The 14959-nt window shown below is 67.7% G+C and carries 18 protein-coding genes and 1 tRNA gene; 12 read left to right on the forward strand and 7 right to left on the reverse strand.

The window, feature by feature from the left end; all coding sequences use genetic code 11:
- Window positions 1–22 precede the first annotated feature (22 nt).
- Window positions 23–1045 carry a DUF8073 domain-containing protein gene (locus tag NL126_RS15490; protein ID WP_255195785.1) on the forward strand — a complete coding sequence of 341 codons (1023 nt, stop codon included), beginning with the start codon at window positions 23–25 and terminating at the stop codon, window positions 1043–1045.
- A gap of 2 nt (window positions 1046–1047) precedes the next feature.
- On the opposite strand, the gene NL126_RS15495 is transcribed toward NL126_RS15490, so the two are convergent.
- Genes NL126_RS15495 through NL126_RS15505 form a run of 3 tightly spaced genes read right to left on the reverse strand, consistent with a single transcriptional unit; the run spans window position 1048 to window position 5229 of the window.
- Entirely contained in the window at window positions 1048–1242 is a 195-nt protein-coding gene (locus NL126_RS15495; protein WP_255195786.1) for a hypothetical protein, read from the reverse strand.
- Window positions 1243–1284: 42 nt separating this feature from the next.
- Window positions 1285–2508, reverse strand: a complete 1224-nt coding sequence (locus NL126_RS15500) for a lactate racemase domain-containing protein (protein WP_255195787.1) — start codon at window positions 2506–2508, stop codon at window positions 1285–1287.
- 39 nt (window positions 2509–2547) lie between these two features.
- Window positions 2548–5229: an AAA domain-containing protein gene (locus NL126_RS15505; RefSeq protein ID WP_350355458.1), complete on the reverse strand. Its 2682-nt coding sequence runs from the start codon at window positions 5227–5229 to the stop codon at window positions 2548–2550.
- A gap of 95 nt (window positions 5230–5324) precedes the next feature.
- Here NL126_RS15505 and NL126_RS15510 point away from each other — a divergent pair, with 95 nt between their 5' ends.
- From NL126_RS15510 to NL126_RS15520, 3 genes are all read left to right on the forward strand, one after another.
- A complete protein-coding gene (locus tag NL126_RS15510; protein ID WP_255195789.1) occupies window positions 5325–5945 on the forward strand; it encodes a hypothetical protein in 621 nt (206 codons plus the stop codon).
- 54 nt (window positions 5946–5999) lie between these two features.
- Window positions 6000–6548 carry a hypothetical protein gene (locus NL126_RS15515; protein WP_255195790.1) on the forward strand — a complete coding sequence of 183 codons (549 nt, stop codon included), beginning with the start codon at window positions 6000–6002 and terminating at the stop codon, window positions 6546–6548.
- Between the two features lie 87 nt (window positions 6549–6635).
- On the forward strand, window positions 6636–7100 hold the full coding sequence (locus NL126_RS15520) for a DUF7960 family protein (RefSeq protein ID WP_255195791.1): 465 nt from the start codon (window positions 6636–6638) through the stop codon (window positions 7098–7100).
- A gap of 45 nt (window positions 7101–7145) precedes the next feature.
- Here NL126_RS15520 and moaA read toward each other — a convergent pair whose 3' ends face one another.
- Window positions 7146–8153: a GTP 3',8-cyclase MoaA gene (moaA, locus tag NL126_RS15525; protein ID WP_255195792.1), complete on the reverse strand. Its 1008-nt coding sequence runs from the start codon at window positions 8151–8153 to the stop codon at window positions 7146–7148.
- A gap of 161 nt (window positions 8154–8314) precedes the next feature.
- On the opposite strand from moaA, the gene NL126_RS15530 reads away from it, so the two are divergent.
- Complete coding sequence (locus tag NL126_RS15530; RefSeq protein WP_255195793.1) at window positions 8315–9199, forward strand: winged helix-turn-helix domain-containing protein; 885 nt, start codon at window positions 8315–8317, stop codon at window positions 9197–9199.
- 42 nt (window positions 9200–9241) lie between these two features.
- Here NL126_RS15530 and psmA read toward each other — a convergent pair whose 3' ends face one another.
- From psmA to NL126_RS15545, 3 genes are read right to left on the reverse strand one after another with little or no spacing between them, the layout of a single operon-like run.
- The gene (psmA, locus tag NL126_RS15535) at window positions 9242–9976 is read right to left on the reverse strand and encodes an archaeal proteasome endopeptidase complex subunit alpha (protein ID WP_255195794.1); all 735 of its coding nucleotides are present in this window, start codon (window positions 9974–9976) and stop codon (window positions 9242–9244) included.
- Window positions 9976–10596 (reverse strand): Ntn hydrolase family protein, encoded by a 621-nt coding sequence (locus NL126_RS15540; protein WP_255195795.1) that lies wholly within the window; start codon window positions 10594–10596, stop codon window positions 9976–9978. The genes psmA and NL126_RS15540 overlap by 1 nt, the downstream gene beginning before the upstream one ends.
- A 48-nt stretch (window positions 10597–10644) precedes the next feature.
- Window positions 10645–11313 (reverse strand): helix-turn-helix domain-containing protein, encoded by a 669-nt coding sequence (locus NL126_RS15545; protein WP_255195796.1) that lies wholly within the window; start codon window positions 11311–11313, stop codon window positions 10645–10647.
- Between the two features lie 312 nt (window positions 11314–11625).
- On the opposite strand from NL126_RS15545, the gene NL126_RS15550 reads away from it, so the two are divergent.
- The 7 genes from NL126_RS15550 to NL126_RS15580 all read left to right on the forward strand — a co-directional run bounded on the left by NL126_RS15550 (window position 11626) and on the right by NL126_RS15580 (window position 14959).
- Entirely contained in the window at window positions 11626–11817 is a 192-nt protein-coding gene (locus NL126_RS15550) for a hypothetical protein (protein WP_255195797.1), read from the forward strand.
- A gap of 152 nt (window positions 11818–11969) precedes the next feature.
- Window positions 11970–13037: an Mrp/NBP35 family ATP-binding protein gene (locus tag NL126_RS15555; RefSeq protein ID WP_255195798.1), complete on the forward strand. Its 1068-nt coding sequence runs from the start codon at window positions 11970–11972 to the stop codon at window positions 13035–13037.
- The gene (locus NL126_RS15560; protein WP_255195799.1) at window positions 13034–13267 is read left to right on the forward strand and encodes a DUF7976 family protein; all 234 of its coding nucleotides are present in this window, start codon (window positions 13034–13036) and stop codon (window positions 13265–13267) included. The genes NL126_RS15555 and NL126_RS15560 overlap by 4 nt, the downstream gene beginning before the upstream one ends.
- Before the next feature lie 157 nt (window positions 13268–13424).
- Window positions 13425–13507, forward strand: a tRNA-Ser gene (locus tag NL126_RS15565).
- Between the two features lie 26 nt (window positions 13508–13533).
- A complete protein-coding gene (locus NL126_RS15570) occupies window positions 13534–14049 on the forward strand; it encodes a 30S ribosomal protein S13 (protein ID WP_255195800.1) in 516 nt (171 codons plus the stop codon).
- Complete coding sequence (locus NL126_RS15575) at window positions 14049–14579, forward strand: 30S ribosomal protein S4 (protein ID WP_255195801.1); 531 nt, start codon at window positions 14049–14051, stop codon at window positions 14577–14579. Before NL126_RS15570 ends, NL126_RS15575 begins: the two co-directional genes overlap by 1 nt.
- A complete protein-coding gene (locus NL126_RS15580; RefSeq protein WP_255195802.1) occupies window positions 14576–14959 on the forward strand; it encodes a 30S ribosomal protein S11 in 384 nt (127 codons plus the stop codon). The genes NL126_RS15575 and NL126_RS15580 overlap by 4 nt, the downstream gene beginning before the upstream one ends.

The following is a 14959-nucleotide window of genomic DNA, read 5'->3' on the forward strand; positions in this document are numbered from 1 at the left end:
TCGCACCCACGTGTAGAAACGCATGAGTCTAAGTGACGTACACCGGCGTCTCGCGGACCTGATCGACAGGGTCGAGACGTCAGACGTCCGGGTGACGGCGGCGTCGCCGGACGGTACAACAACCGACGGGACGGTGACGGCGGAACTCACCGTCGAACTGTCGGTAACGGGGGGCGCATTGTCGGGGACCACGGAGGGGGAAGCCGGGGGAACCAGAGAAGAACCGAACACGGAACGGGAGACGGAGGCCGCGACGACGGCAACCGAGCCAGCAGGAGACACGCCCGACGAGACGCCCGAGGACGAAGGGGGGTCCTCGGCCGACGAGTCGGGTGAGTCCGAGGACTCGACGTCGGTCCCGTGTAAACACGACGACTGTGAGGCGACGTTCGAGACGCCCCACGGGATGAAGATCCACTACACCAAGACGCACGTCGGGAGCGACGCCGCGATTCCGGCGTACCGTGACCCCGAACGACTCCGCGAGGCGTACGCGGAACACGAGACGCTGACTGGGGTGAAAGAGGCGCTCGACGCCGACGTGGCCGTGACGACCATCCGTCGGCACCTGCTCGAACACGACATCCACGACCCAGGGGCGGAGACGAACGGGTCGATCGGGTTCGAAGCCGACGATGCGGCCACTGCTGAAGGGGCGCCGGTGGCGGATGGACCTACCGCGGACGAGTCCTCCTCTGCGGCGAACGAGGACGCGGACGGAGCCAAGGACAAAGCTAGGGCAGAGTCACCGAGCGACCCGGACGCCGGCAGCGAACCCGACGCGCCGGAGGCTGACCCGATGTTCGATAGCGACACCGAGGTCGCACCCGGGGTCACTGTCGACACGTTCCGGGAGGCCCTTCACGGTGCGACCACGGTCTCTGGGGTCCAGCGCGCGCTCGACCTCGACCGTGAGACGACCGTCGACCTGCTGCGCGAGTACGACCTGCTTGACGTGGTCGGGGGGCGCGTCGCGCGCAAGCCCGACCACGAGACGGTCCGTGCGGAGGTCGACGACCGGCTCCGGTCACGGCTGACGGCCTGACCTCAGCCGTTGACCGCGAAGTAGGCACACGCGAGCCCGACCGACGCGACCGGTGAGACGAGGATCGCGGCCTCGACCGTCGAGACGGGGAAGCTCGACGAGACGGTCTGCCAGAGTTCGGCGACCACCACGGCCGTCCCGAGGCCTACGAACGCGAGTACCGTACGCACCGTGTTCCCGAGCGTCCCGCGCTCCATATCTGCTGCTGTTCGTGTCGTTCTATTAACTTTTCTGGACTCTCAGACGAGGAGCGTCTCCAGTGCTCCCGGGACGACGAGCACCCGGCTGCCCGGGTCGACGGCGGCTTCGACCGAGTCGCGAGCCGTCATGAGACACGCCTCTACCACGGCTGGCGATTCGCTGTCAGTGACGAACAGCGGGTGGTCACGGAGTGCCCGCGCGACCACGAACGCCCGCTGTGCCCCGGGTTCGTAGCCCTCACGCATCTCGTCGTACAGCGTTTCGGGGTCCGAGGCTGTAGAGAGTCGGTCGTAGAACCGTCGTTCGCCGGCCCCCTCGCCAGCGCCCTCTTCGAGCCGCGCGGGCAGCACGACACGGCCTCCCGGTCGAAGGGGATTCGTCGCGCCGAGGACGACGTAGGTGAACGCTCGGGTCGTCTGATACAGGTTCGCGTCCTTGGGCGCGCCGACGCCCGCGACGACGGCGTCGTAGGCTCCCTCGTCGACCGGCACGGAGAGCGCGTCACGGGCGCTCGTCGCGAGCGTCTGGACGACAGCACGGGGGCGGCCCGCCGCGGCGTCGAGGATGCCCGGCGGTCCGTGCGTGACGTTCAGACAGAAGTCGAGGCCGACGAGGTCGCCCGCGCGGTCGACGGCCTCCCGGAAGGGGTTGTCCTGCACGCGGCCGAGTCGAACGCCGTCGTGCGCGAGCATCTCGGGGCCGTGGGTGTAGCGGATGAACGACTCGGAGCCCGCGCCGATGACGACCGTCTTCGCGCCCCCCGAGAAGCCGGCGTACTGGTGGGGTTCGACCATCCCGGTCGAGACGACGCGGTCGGCGTCGGCGACGCGTTCGTTGATCTCGATGGGAACGCCGTCGACCGTCCCGACTTCGACGACGCGCTCGGGGTCGTGGTTGACGGCGAGGTCGGCGTGGTCGCCCAGTCCCTCGCGGATTTCAGCATCGGTCATCGGCCGGTGCAGCCCGAGTCCGAGCACGATGGCGACCTGCTCGCGGTCGACGCCACCGGCGGCGAGTTCGTCGAGGAGTACGTCTGCGAGCACGTCGTCGGGCGTTGCACGGGTCACGTCGGTCACGACGAGCGCCACGCTGTCGTCGGGGTCGACGATGTCTCGGAGGCGCGGGCCGTGCGGCTCGGCGACGGCGCGGTCGGCCGCCTCACGGGGGGCGACGGCTGCGCCGCCTGCCGGCTCGGCGACCGTCACCTCGCAGTCGGGGAGGTCGACCTCGATGGTGCTGTCGCCGTACGGGAGCCTGACCATGGGTCGAGTGGGTCGGGAGGGAAGGAGTAGCTATCGCCGTCAGGCCCGTGCCCAGCGGAGCAGTCGTGCGTAGAAGTCGTCGGCCGAGAGCGCCTCGCCGTCCCCGACGAGCGCGAGCGCCTTCTTCGCGCGGGTCAGCGCGACGTTCATCCGCCGGTGGTCGTCGAAGATGGGGCCGTCGAGGTCGCCGGTGGCGACGAACGAGACGACGATGACCTCCTTCGCTGAGCCCTGGAACCGGTCGACCGTGTCGACGGTCGTGTCGGGGAGTCGCTTCGAGATTTCGGCGACCTGCGCACGGAACGGCGCGATGACGCCGATCTCCTCGCGCGGAACGCCCGCCGCGACGTACGCCTCGACCACCTCGGCGACGCGGTCGGCCTCGGTCGGGTTGGTGTTGCCGACCTGTCGTCCGTCCGGGTCGACGAAGTTCACAGCGTCACGGAGGTCGGCGGGAAGGTCGGCGGTGTCGACGCCGAGGTCCGCGAGCGTCTGGCCGGCGACCTCGGGGGTTGCAGGGCGCAGCTGGCCGTCGTAGAACTCCTCGCTGGAGAACCACTGGACGCGCTGGCACATCCGGTACTGGCGGTCGAGCATCACGCCCGCCTCGGGGTACGCCTCGATGAGCCGCTCGAACAGCGACTGCTGGAGGTCGTTTTCGGCTCTCACGACCGGCGGCAGCTGCTGGTGGTCGCCCACGAGCACGAACCGGTCGGCAAGGTTGACGGCGGCGAGAGTCCCCGGCTCGGTGAGCTGGCCAGCCTCGTCGACGACGGCGACGTCGAACTCCTGTTCGAGCATCGTCCGCGAGCCACACGAGGCAGTCGTCGCGGCGACGACCGGCGCCTCCGACAGTTCGGCGGCGACCGAACCGGGGTTGCCACGGGTGACGAGCCGGGCGCTCTGCATGTCCTCACGGACGCCGGATTCGGTGCCGACGCGGACGAAGTCGTCGAACCCCTGGTCGCGGAGCGCCTCGAGCGCGTTGTCGACGGCGCGGTTGGTGAACGCCGACAGCAGGACGCGGTCGCCGCGGTCGACGAGCGCCCGGACCGTCCGAGCGAGGGTGTACGTCTTCCCGGTGCCGGGTGGGCCGTGGACGAGCGCGAGGTCGTCGGCGCGGGTCGCGAGGTTGACGGCGGTGTTCTGTGCCTCGTTGTTGTCGATGTACGTGCGTTCCTCGCCCGAAAACTCGGGCTCGCGCCGGCCGAACAGCACGTCCTTCCGGTCGGGGTCGCCCTTCAGGACGGCGTCGTGGAGCGCCGCGAGCAGCCGGGAGACCGTCAGCTCAGACGGATAAATGTCGAGGCGACGGAGGTCGAGCGGTTCGTCGGTCGTGACGACGATCTCCTCGCCGAGCTGTTTGACGCGGCCGAGTTCGGCCGTACCGCGGGTGGGGTGGCCGTCGGAGGCCAGCACCACGTCACCTTCTCGTATCTTCGAGACATCGTCACGGGTGCGCGTGGCGCGGAGTTCCCACGAGCCGTCCGGGAGTTCCCGACGGCCGGCGGGTTCGAGGTCGATGAGCGCCCGGTCGTCGTCGGCCCGCTCCTCGGGGGTCTGCTCCCAGAGCTTCCGGTACTCGGCGTGGACCTGCCGGCGTTCTTCTTCGATGGCGCGATAGAAGCGGTCGAAGTAGTCGCGTTCCTCCTCGGGGACCGGGGTGCCGATCTGCCCGGCTTTGGAGTCGTGGTCGAGTCGCCCCGAGACGACCATGCAGGTGTCCTGCTCGAAACAGTACTCGCACTTCGCGTTCGCCTCGAATCCCGTGGGGATGGAGTAGTCGTGTTCCATCGCGGCGATCTCGTTGCGCTGGCGAACCACGTACTTCAGGAGGCCGACGCCCATCGAGAAGTCCTTCGCGGGCGAGAGGTCGCCCGATTCCTCGACGCGTTCGAGCGCGGAGTTCTTGGTGTAGAGGAGGGTGCCGGTGTTCGGGGCCGCCGCTTCGAGGCTGGTGTCGTTCGCCCGGGCGTCGCGTTCCCCGAGGACGAGCGCGTAACAGGCCGCCTGCACCTTGTCCTGGAAGCGGGGGTCGCGCTTGAGGTTCTTGCCGGTCTTGAGCTCGACCGGGATGCCCCGACGGACCGCGTCGGCGCGTCCCTTGATGCCGAAGGTCTCGGAGATGAGGGTCTGCTCGGAGCGCCAGTCGTCTTCGTCGGTGAGCCGGCCCTGGGAGAGCCAGCCCTCGATGGCGCCGGCGTTCTGTCTGACCTCCTCGGCGACGCTCTCGGGGTCTTCGCCGAGGAGTCCGAGGTCGAGCCCGGCATCTGCCACCTGGTCCTCGATGGCCTCCCCGAGGTCACGCCCTCGCAGGAGGTCACCGAACACCTCGTGGACGATGGTCCCTCGGATGACCGGGTAGGCGAGCGGCGTCGCGCTTATCTTGTTGAGCCAGTACATCCGCGGGCACTGCACCCACGAGCGGATGTCGGTCACGTCGACGAGGAAGTCGGGGTCGACGACCACGAACGTCTCGCTGCCGGTCGAGTACTGAATCTCTCCCTGATACTCTCGCTCCTCGGGGTCGACGACGAGCAGGTCCATCCCCGCCTCGAGGACCTCGGCGGTCTCGGTCCACTTCCCCCAGAGCGTCACCGTAGCGGTGGGGCCAGCGCCTCGTTCGGTCTTGAGCGTCACCTCGGCGAGGTCGGTCGTGCCGTTGCGTGTGTCCACCTGCCGGGTCTCTCCCACCTCGACGACTGGCCCTCGGAGGTTCACATCCATCCCTGCGTGGTGAGCGGAAAAACACTATCGGTCGGCCGGGTCGTGGCAGGGAGCCACGCGCTTATCTATCCGGCCGAGTACGAACGGGTATGGAGTACCTCGCTGTCGCGCTCGCCTGGCCCCGGTTCATCGACAAGCCGCTGCGGGAGGCCAAACGCGAGGCGCTGGTCGAGCACGTCGCCCCCGCTCTTGACGCGCTCCGCGAGGCGGGCGTTATCGACCACTGGTCACACACGTTCTGGGGTGACGACGACCTCGGGACGAAAGTCGTCCGCTGTATCTGCGGGGCCGACGACGCCACCGCCGCCGGCGAGCGCGTCACCGAGGCGTTCGAGGACCTGGGGTTCGAGGCGGGCCACGAGTTCCGCGTGGAGGCGCCGTACGACCCCGAACGGTTCCGCAGGTTCTGGGGCGAGCATCTCGACACGTGGTTCGAGACGAAAGCCGGGCTGTCGTCGCTCGCGGTCGCCGCCATCGAAGAAGAGTTGGGCGAGAGCTACGCCTGGCACCGGAACCAGAACCGCCCGGGCCACATCTGGGCGAACCAACTGGGGCTGACGTACATGGACGAGGCCTCGGTGTACCAGTCGCTCGCCCTCGGTTACTTCGACCAGGTGCCGAGGGCGAACGCCAGCGAGGAACAGCAAGCGGCGTTCGAGACGGTACGCGAGCATATGCAGGCCGCCGCTGACGCGCTTCCGGACGTCTGAGCACGACTCTCCGGGGACGATACGCCTATGAGGCCTGCGGCCGCATCCCCGGGTATGCGAGTACGCGACTGGCAGGACATCCTCGAAGACGTCGTGGACTCGAACGCCGACCCCGACGGCTGGCGGGCGGTCTCGGGTGACCGCCGCGCCGGGCTCGGCGAGGACATGTTTCTCGGGCACCCCTCGGTGGGCGTCTACCAGCTGAAGACGTACGCGAAGAACCCGTTCGAGGTGAAGGGCGTCGGCTCACAGGTCGCCCGGCGCATCGACGACGACCTCGACCCGCTGTTCCCCGCGGAGGGCTCGGGCCGGTTCGGCGTCCAGTCGCCGTTCGAGTCCGAGGACGACGCGAAAGACGCGGCGAAACGCCTCGAGGAGGTCGTGAAGACGCACGCCGACGCGCCGACGACGCCCGACGCGCTGTTCGACGACGTGATGGACGCGCTCGACTCCCCGGCGTTCGGCCCGATGGAACACGACCAGTACGGCCGCCCCGAGGGCCTCGACGAGCTCTCGAACACGTTCGAGGAGGCCGAGGAGCTGCTGAACGCCGAACTCGACGACCTCGTGGACGACGACGAGGTCGGCCGCGGGTTCCAGTAGCGGTCGCCGACCGTTGCAGCCAGCTTTGGTTGCGGTCGACAGTGCCGCCTTCTCCGCGTTCTTGGTCGCGCCGCCCCTACGTTTGGTATGTACACCGGGCAGACGGAACGGCCCTGCTGTCTCTGCGGGAACCCCGAGACCACTACGCGCCTCGACCTCCCCCCTAGAGCGGCCCAGTTGCTGAAGAACAGCGAGTCCATCGCGTGGCGTGACATCGAGGGGGAGGTCTCCATCCACTTCTGTGAGAGCGACTGGGCGACGGTTCGCGACCTCGTGCTCGACACCGGGATGAGTCCGCTCCCCCGCTGTAACACCGCCCAGGCGTCGTTCGTGCTCCGTGAGGACTTCGAGGCACTGTTGAACGACGTTCGCGACGAGCCAGACCAGACGCCACTCGAACGCGAGATGCACGAGGACGCGAAGCGGGTCGTCGAGACGCACGGCTCGGACCCGTACGTCAGCGACCGCGACCTCGTGGAGGCGCGGGTGGTGCTCGACGCGTTCGACCGCCTCGGCGTCACGGAGGCGACCTCGCTGTCGGCGACGGAGTAGTGTCGTCGGCAAACAAGGAGACCGAACCCCGACACCTGCGCCGCGTTACGCGCCGATGTACTCCTCGTTGATGACCCAGTCGCCGTCGTCGTCCTGAATCATGTACTCGCCGTAGTACGGGACGCGCTCGGCGACGACGTCCCTGAACGCCTCGCGAATCTCGGGTTTCGTCATCTCGCCCATCGGCTTCAGGTCGTCGTTACGGTTGAGACAGCCCTTCAGCAAGCCTTGGTGCGTCACCCGCACGCGATGGCAGTTCGCACAGAAGTCCTCGTTCTCGACGGGGTCGACGACCTCGACCATCCCGCCCGCGGACGAGTCCGACGAGCCTCGGCTCGCTTCGCTCGCCTCACCCCCGCCGATGAAGTAGCGCCGGCGGTCGTGCATCTCGCGGTGTTCGACACGGTCGGCCTGTTCCGCCAGCCAGCCATGGACGCGTTCGATGTCGACGGCCCACTCCGGCCGCCCCGCGAGTTCGGGCATGTACTCGATGAGCTGGAGCTGGAGCCCCTCGTTCTCCGCGACGTGGTCGACCATCTCCGGGACGTAGCCGGCGGTGTGCTCGAACACGACCATGTTGAGCTTCACGGGGTCGAGCCCGGCGTCGACCGCGGCGAGGACACCCTCGATGACGTCGTCGTACGCGCCCGACTTCGTCACCTCACGGAACGCTTCGGGGTCGAGCGCGTCTTGCGATACGTTGACGCGGTCGAGCCCCGCGTCCTTCAGCGCCTCGGCACGGCCCGGCAGGAACGTCCCGTTCGTAGTGAGCGAAGTCTCCATCCCGTCGGGCGTGCGTCGGATGATCTCCTCGAGGTCCTGCCGGAGCATCGGTTCGCCGCCAGTGAACTTCACCTTCCCCACGTCGAACTCCCGGGCCACCTCGAGAAAGCGAACCACGTCGTCGGTCGACATCTCGTCGTCGCCCGGTTCCATCGGCCCCCGAGTGTCACCGAGTCCCTCGTTGTGGCAGTAGACACAGTCGAAGTTACACCGGTCGGTCAGCGAGATGCGGACCCCGGTCACCTCGCGGCCGAACCCGTCTACGAGCATAGAGAAGTGGTACGACCACGCACGCTTAAATTCGAGGCACGGAGCGGCCACTTCGTAACTACTGATGGTTACGTCGCTGGGTCGACGGGAATAGCTCTTGTGTCGGCGGCGACCCCCGACGGGGCTGAACTACTTATACGAACGGGCGCCCAACGGGGGGTGTGAACACGGACGCGAGCGAGGCGTTCGCGCGCCTCGGCAACGGGACCCGAATGGCCATCCTCGAGGCCCTCACGACCGTCGAGGACGGGCGTGCTCGGCCAGCGGTGCGGAGCTTCACCGAGCTGTTCGAGGCCACCGACGAGGAGACGACGGCGGGCTTCTCGTACCACCTCCGCCAGCTCCGCGACGAGTACGTCGAGAAGACCGACGACGGCTATCGACTCACCTACGCCGGGCTGAAGGTGGTCCGCGAGATCACCGCCGGAACGTACACCGAACGGTTCGACCTCGACCCAATCGCCGTCCCGGACCCGTGTCCGTTCTGTGCAGGGGCGCTCGAAGCCGCGGGCGAGGACAACGTCCTCACCGTCTCCTGTACCGACTGCGAGCGCGACGTGCTCTCGCTGCCGTTCCCACCGGGTGGCCACGCCACCCACGACGAGGACGAGCTGCTCGCCGCGTTCGACCGCCACCACCGCCACCGCGTCCGGCTGATGCGCGAAGGGTCGTGTCCCGAGTGCGGTGGGGCGACCCGCCGCGCGGTCGACGTGGAGGACGAGCGCGCACATGCCGACCTCGAGTGTTCGGCGTGTGGCTACGCGCTCCGGTGTCCGGTTTCCCTGACGGTACTCGAACATCCCGCCGTGGTCTCGCACTACTACGAACAGAGCGAGGACGTTCGCGACCACCCGGTGTGGAACGTCGGGTCCGGCTGGACCGAGACCGTCCTCTCGGCGGACCCGGTGTGCGTGCGCGTCGGCGTCCGTGTCGGCGACGAACACCTCGCGCTGCTCGTCGGCAAGGACTGTTCGGTGGTTCACACCGAGCGGACGACGGTCGAGCCGCCGGAGCGCGAGGAAGTGCCGGACGCGACGGCAGCGTAGCTCGGCAGTTGACCGCTTCCGAACCGAAAACTCGCGTCGGCGTTACTCCGTGGTGCTCGCGAGGCCGTACTCGTCGATCGCCGCCGCAAGCTCCTCGGCGTCGAGCCGCCGGTAGCCGTCGTCGGTGATGATCGCCGCGCTCATCCCCTCTGCTTCGAGCCCGTCACCGACCGAGGCGAGCGCGCGGAGCGCGAGTTCGAGCCCCGCGTCGGTGTCCATCCCCTCCTCGTAGTTGTCTTCGAGGAACCCCTGGATGTCGGGGGAGTTGCCGCCGATGGCGACCGCGGTCCACTCGTACGGCGTCCCGGAGGGGTCCGTCTCGAACAGTCGTGACGAGCCGTCCACGTCGATGCCGCCCACGAGGAGCGCCGCCCCGAACGGGCGGGCACCGCCGGCCTGGGTGTAATCCTGGATGTGGCCGGTGATCTCCTTCGTCAGTGCCTCGATGTCGGCGGCTTCCTCGTAGCGGAGTCGTTCGACCTGTGCCTGTCGCCGGGCGACGTCGACGAGCTGCCGGGCGTCGGCGACGTGCCCCGCGCTCGCGACGCCGACGTGGTCGTCGACCTTGTGGATCTTCTCGATGCTCTCGGCGACCTGCAGCGACGAGCGGAGTCGGCCGTCCGCGACGAACACGATGCCGTCTTCGGTGCGGACGCCCACCGTCGGCGAGCCGCGCTTTACGGCCTCGCGTGCGTACTCCACCTGGTAGAGCCGCCCGTCGGGGCTGAAGATGTTCGTGCCACGGTCGTACGCCTGCTGCTGTGAGTTACCTTGCATTATCGGACCTCCTGGATGTCGACACCGTCGCTCGTAACCCGTGCCACCACGACGCCGTTGCCCGAGGCCGTGTCACGCTCGCTGGCGGATTCGACGGCCCGGACGGCGACCGACTCGGCGTCCTCCATGTTCATTCCCTCCTCGAACTCCTGTTCGAGCAGCCCGTACGCGAGCTGCATCCCGGACCCGGTCGCGCCGTAGGTGTCCTCCATCAGCCCGCCTGCGGGGTCGAGGCTGTAGAGGTGCGGTCCGGAGTCGTCGACGCCCCCGAGCAGGGGGACGACGCGCATCCCGCGGATGACGTTGGCGGCGGTGGTCGAGAGTGCCTCCATGCTCATGTCGCGGCCGCGGCGCGTCTCGTACAGCGAGGTCTGTGCGCGGATCTGTTTCGCGAGCATCTGCCCGTCGCCGACACCGCCCGAGATGGTGATGGCGGCCGTCGGGTGGACCTCGAAGATCTTGTTCGCCGTCTTGTTCGAGACGAACCGACCGCCGAGCGACGCCCGCCGGTCGGTGGCGAGGACGACACCCTCGTCGGCGACGATGCCGACCGTCGTCGTCCCGGTCTTGAACTCCTCGGGGGCTCCCGAAGAAGCCTTACCTGAAGTGAATCCGTTCATGCAATCCAGTTTGGCGGGGGGACGGATATATCCTCGCTAAAACGGATTTTAGCTCCGGCTCTCTGCGGCGTCCGACCGGGCGTCGACGCTCTCTCTGACGAGGTTCCGGACGCCGCGGCGGAACCGCTCGGAGGCGGCTGTCTCGGAGATGCCGAGTCGTCCGGCCAGCTCTTCGAGTGAACTCCCGCGGGGAATCTCGAGGTACCCGCTGGCGACGGCTTCGAGCAGGAGTTCGCGCTGGCCGTCGGTCAGCGTGTCCTGCCCGTTGCCGTTCGTCTCGGTCTGCTCGTACAGCTTCTCGAAGTGGAACGGGATGTCGTGCTCGCGGCAGAACGCGTAGATGCGCTGGTAGCCGTCGCGGCTCGCGAACCGGACCTGACAGCGCCACCCGCTGTTGGTGCCGACGGCCGCCTGCAGCACCGCTCCGACCTCGATTAGCTCGCCCATCAGGTTCGTGCGGTCGCCGATATCGGTGAACTCGACCCGGCAGAGCCGCCGGTCGCCGACGGTTTCGAACACCGTCAAATTCGAGACAGCGTCGTCCTCGGCGACTGCGGCCTCGACCGCCGAGAAGTCCGGGCACGTCACCCAGAACAGCATCTGATTCCGCCCGTTGGGGTTCGTGTAGGTCTCCTCCCACTCGATTCTGATACCCGGAATGTCTCGAAGCGACACACCCATCACCGGGTGTTCGATGGTGAACGTGGCGATAATCATCGATGACCTGTCCGTGCTGTTCGCGAAGTATGGTCGGCCTACTATTAAGCCTCGCATCCCCCGCGGGGAGGGGGTGGTACGCATTACCAGCAGTACTGCTGGTCGGTGCTGAATGCCGTCAACGGGGTAGTGTACTCCGTCGGAGGGCGGCGGCCAGTCCACGAACGACGCCGTCAGACCCGCTGAATCAGCGGTCGGACGCAGATTGACCGCCCTCCGACTGGGTGACTCCGTTCACCGTCGGGTGCTCGCACTCGAGAACGAGTGTGGCCTGGCAGGCACGCACCCGACACCACGGAAACCAGCAGACCAATGTTGACTCACGAAGCCGAAATCGCCGACGAACTGCTAACGACGACGCTCCCGATACTCGAAGACAGCGGCTACATCGAGGTGGACGACGCGACGAACACCGTTCACCGAGGCCCGAACTTCGAGGAGATCGAGGCCGTTCTCGAGCTGTTCGACGACGAGGCGGACGACGTGTACCGGGACTGGCCGTAGTACACCAGCGGACCGGACATCACTCGCCCGGTCGGCCCACACTGCTCCCACACGGGCCACCAGAGTGGTGTCCCGGGCGGCGTCGGCTCCCTCTCCCCGCCGGCGTCCCCGGGACACACAACCCTTATTCACGAACCGAAACTAGCGCGACCATGGACGAAGCCGCGGTACGCGACCTTCTACGCGGGGTCGAAGACCCCGACCTCGACGACGACATCGTGTCGCTCGGGCTCGTGAACGCCATCGACCTCGACGGAGACCACGTCGCCATCGACCTCGCGCTCGGGGCGCCCTACTCGCCGAACGAGACGGCGATCGCCGCCGAGGTCCGGAAGGTGCTCTCCGCCGAAGGGCTCGAGGTTGACCTCTCGGCCAGCGTCGACCGCGGGCTCTCGCCCGAGGAGCAAGTGCTGCCGGACGTGAAGAACGTCATCGCCGTCGCCTCGGGGAAGGGTGGCGTCGGGAAGTCGACCGTCGCCGTCAACCTCGCGGCGGGCCTCGCGGACATGGGCGCACGCGTGGGACTGTTTGATGCGGACGTCTACGGGCCGAACGTTCCCCGGATGGTGAAATCCGAGGAGCGACCGCAGGCGACCGCCGACGAGACCATCGTCCCGCCCGAGAAGTACGGGATGAAGCTCATCAGCATGGCCTTCCTGGTAGGGGAAGACGACCCCGTCATCTGGCGGGGCCCGATGGTCCACAAGCTCATCACGCAGCTCGTGGAGGACGTCGAGTGGGGCGCGCTCGACTACATGATCGTCGACCTTCCACCCGGAACCGGAGACACGCAGCTCACCCTCCTCCAGTCCGTTCCCGTTTCGGGTGCCGTCGTCGTCACCACGCCCCAAGAGGTGGCACTCGACGACGCCCGGAAGGGCCTGCGGATGTTCGGCAAGCACGACACCCCCGTGCTGGGCATCGTCGAGAACATGAGCGCGTTCCGGTGTCCCGACTGCGGAAACGAACACGCCATCTTCGGCGAGGGCGGCGGCAAGGCGTTCGCCGACGAGAACGACCTCCCGTTTTTGGGGTCGATTCCGCTCGACCCCGCCGTCCGTGAGGGCGGCGACACGGGCGCGCCCATCGTCCTCGACGACGAGAGCGAGACGGGCGAGGCGTTCCGTAACTTCGTGGGGCTGACGGCGAACATGCAGGGTATCGTCCACCGGCAGCGGGAGTCCCAGCGGGGGCAGGCCGACCAGCCACCGCACCGATGAGCGACGAGACGGGGTCGGGGCTCGACCCGGACCCCGAGCGGGTGGCCGTGTTGCGCGAGGTTGCAGAGGACATCCGCGGTGACTCCTCGGAGTCCGAGCAGCTCGCGGCGATGCTGTATCGCGTGTCGGACCTCTACGACGCCGACGCGGAGACCTCCCCCGAGGAGATCTACCGGAACGTCAAGACCATCCTCCAGATCAAGGAACGCGGGACGCTGGCGCGGGACTGAGCTGTGTCCCGCCGTCGCACGCCCGCTCCCGCTTCGTGACCCTTAAGTAGCGGTACCGAGTTGAGACGAATGCAATCGATGCAGGGCGCTCGGCGCCCGAGTCCGCGAGGGCGAAGATACACGCGAGACGCGCTACGCGTCCGACAGACACACGCAGGTCGTGGTAGCCAAGTGGCCCAAGGCGCTGGGTTGCTAACTCAGTGGCGTACTGCCTCCGGGGTTCGAATCCCCGCCACGACGCTCACCCCAACACACATACATCAATCATGAGTGCGGAAGAACCCGAGGCCGAGGACGAGGGCGAGGACATTCGCTACTTCGTCCGCATCGGCCAGACCGACCTCGACGGCACGAAGTCAGTCGAGCGGTCGCTGAGTGAGATGAACGGCATCGGCCACCGGACGGCCCGAATCATCGCCCAGAAGGCGGACATCGACCGACGCGCAGTGTTCGGCAAGCTCGAGGACGACGAGATCGACCGCATCGTCGAGCTCGTCGAGAGCTACGCCGACGAGGTCCCCGACTGGATGAACAACCACCAGGACCACTACTTCACCGGCGAGACGACCCACGAGGTCGGCAACGACCTCAACATGACGCGTCGTCGCGACATCAACCGGATGAAGATGGTCGACTCCTACAAGGGCACCCGCCACAAGCGCGGCCAGAAGGTCCGCGGCCAGCGGACGAAGTCCACGGGCCGGACGGAGGGCACCATCGGTGTCAACGTCGAGGCCATCAAGGAGCAGCAGGCCGAGGAAGCGGAGGCTGGTGAGGAATAATGCCTCTCGGAAGCAACACCAAGTTCTACGAGACGCCGAACCACCCGTTCCAGGGCGAGCGCATCAACGACGAGGCGCGACTCCTGGAGACCTACGGCCTCAAGAACAAGGAGGAGCTCTGGCGAGCGCAGTCCGAGCTGCGTGCCTACCGGCGCGAGGCTCGGAAGCTCCTCGGTCGCACGCAGGGCGACGCCGAGGCCGCCGCCCGGAAGGGTGAGGAGTTCCTCGCCCGCCTGAAGCGCATCGGCGTCCTCAACGAGGACGACTCGCTCGACGACGTCCTGTCGCTCGACGTGACGGACGTGCTCGAACGCCGCCTCCAGACCGTCGCCTACCGCAAGGGCCTGGCGAACACGACGCAGCAGGCGCGACAGTTCATCGTCCACGGCCACATCACGGTCGAGGGCGCCCGCGTCTCGGTCCCGTCGATGAAGGTCGACGTGGCACAGGAGGACGACATCGCGTACGACGAGAACAGCCCGCTGACCGACGACCTGCACCCGGAGCGTGCGGGAGGTGACCAAGAATGAGTGACGACGGCAAGTGGGGCATCGCACACGTGTATGCCTCGTTCAACAACACGATCATCACCGTAACGGACGTGACCGGCGCCGAGACCATCGTGAAGTCCTCGGGCGGCACGGTCGTGAAGCAGAACCGCGACGAAGCGTCGCCGTACGCGGCGATGCAGATGGCCGAAGCGGTGGCCGACGAGATCAAGGCGGCCGGCATCGAGGGCCTGCACGTTCGCGTGCGCGGCCCCGGCGGCAACCTGAACAAGTCTCCTGGCCCCGGTGCGCAGGCGACCATCCGTGCGCTCGCTCGCGCCGGTCTGGAGATCGGTCGTATCGAAGACGTGACCCCCATCCCGCACGACGGTACGCGGGCGCCCAAGAACAGCGGGTTCTGA

This window comes from Halorarius litoreus (genome assembly GCF_024362405.1).
GTDB classification, from domain to species: Archaea; Halobacteriota; Halobacteria; order Halobacteriales; family Haloarculaceae; genus Halorarius; species Halorarius litoreus.

What these genes read in the sequence shown, in the direction of transcription:
- NL126_RS15490 (WP_255195785.1), top strand. Translation starts at nt 23, where the DNA reads ATGAGTCTAAGTGACGTACACCGGCGTCTCGCGGACCTGATCGACAGG.
- NL126_RS15495 (WP_255195786.1), bottom strand. Translation starts at nt 1,242, where the DNA reads ATGGAGCGCGGGACGCTCGGGAACACGGTGCGTACGGTACTCGCGTTC.
- NL126_RS15500 (WP_255195787.1), bottom strand. Translation starts at nt 2,508, where the DNA reads ATGGTCAGGCTCCCGTACGGCGACAGCACCATCGAGGTCGACCTCCCC.
- NL126_RS15510 (WP_255195789.1), top strand. Translation starts at nt 5,325, where the DNA reads ATGGAGTACCTCGCTGTCGCGCTCGCCTGGCCCCGGTTCATCGACAAG.
- NL126_RS15515 (WP_255195790.1), top strand. Translation starts at nt 6,000, where the DNA reads ATGCGAGTACGCGACTGGCAGGACATCCTCGAAGACGTCGTGGACTCG.
- NL126_RS15520 (WP_255195791.1), top strand. Translation starts at nt 6,636, where the DNA reads ATGTACACCGGGCAGACGGAACGGCCCTGCTGTCTCTGCGGGAACCCC.
- moaA (WP_255195792.1), bottom strand. Translation starts at nt 8,153, where the DNA reads ATGCTCGTAGACGGGTTCGGCCGCGAGGTGACCGGGGTCCGCATCTCG.
- psmA (WP_255195794.1), bottom strand. Translation starts at nt 9,976, where the DNA reads ATGCAAGGTAACTCACAGCAGCAGGCGTACGACCGTGGCACGAACATC.
- NL126_RS15540 (WP_255195795.1), bottom strand. Translation starts at nt 10,596, where the DNA reads ATGAACGGATTCACTTCAGGTAAGGCTTCTTCGGGAGCCCCCGAGGAG.
- NL126_RS15545 (WP_255195796.1), bottom strand. Translation starts at nt 11,313, where the DNA reads ATGATTATCGCCACGTTCACCATCGAACACCCGGTGATGGGTGTGTCG.
- NL126_RS15550 (WP_255195797.1), top strand. Translation starts at nt 11,626, where the DNA reads ATGTTGACTCACGAAGCCGAAATCGCCGACGAACTGCTAACGACGACG.
- NL126_RS15555 (WP_255195798.1), top strand. Translation starts at nt 11,970, where the DNA reads ATGGACGAAGCCGCGGTACGCGACCTTCTACGCGGGGTCGAAGACCCC.
- NL126_RS15560 (WP_255195799.1), top strand. Translation starts at nt 13,034, where the DNA reads ATGAGCGACGAGACGGGGTCGGGGCTCGACCCGGACCCCGAGCGGGTG.
- NL126_RS15570 (WP_255195800.1), top strand. Translation starts at nt 13,534, where the DNA reads ATGAGTGCGGAAGAACCCGAGGCCGAGGACGAGGGCGAGGACATTCGC.
- NL126_RS15575 (WP_255195801.1), top strand. Translation starts at nt 14,049, where the DNA reads ATGCCTCTCGGAAGCAACACCAAGTTCTACGAGACGCCGAACCACCCG.
- NL126_RS15580 (WP_255195802.1), top strand. Translation starts at nt 14,576, where the DNA reads ATGAGTGACGACGGCAAGTGGGGCATCGCACACGTGTATGCCTCGTTC.